Source organism: Falsihalocynthiibacter sp. S25ZX9 (genome assembly GCF_041205405.1).
GTDB classification, from domain to species: domain Bacteria; phylum Pseudomonadota; class Alphaproteobacteria; order Rhodobacterales; family Rhodobacteraceae; genus Falsihalocynthiibacter; species Falsihalocynthiibacter arcticus.
Genome location: NZ_JBGFCD010000087.1, coordinates 1 through 387 on the forward strand (window position 1 = coordinate 1; position 387 = coordinate 387).

Annotated in this window: 1 protein-coding gene; it reads right to left on the reverse strand. The window is 51.2% G+C overall.

The features are described from left to right. Window positions 1–218, reverse strand: a 218-nt coding sequence (locus AB9F29_RS21395; protein WP_369757188.1) for a DUF2267 domain-containing protein, incomplete at its 3' end; no start/stop codon positions are given. Window positions 219–387 lie beyond the last annotated feature (169 nt).

Below are 387 nucleotides of genomic sequence, written 5' to 3' on the forward strand. Positions count from 1 at the left end.
CCCTCAAAAAACATGCCACGCACCAGCAGAGGCATCTGGGCCGAGAGCTGCACTGCTTCCTCATGTTGCAGGTGATAGCGAATTTGCGCCATTGTTGCGCGCAGCAAACGCAGGGCATCGCGGCTGCTGCTCCAAGCTAGTCTATCGCGCAATTCGTTGATCCATTCATGGGTGAGTTGAACTGTATGGTCGATCACTTCCAGTCCTTGAGCCGACATCGTGTCCTCCCTTTTTGGTGCGTGTTTTAACTGTTGCGGGCGTGCGTTTACGGTTGGCAAATCATCGGTTCAAGAAACGCCGACGTTATATACCACCACGGCATTTAAAGCGCAGTACCAGAGACATTTTCTGTCATTATGTAACTGCCGATCATGTGGTAAGTAGTGT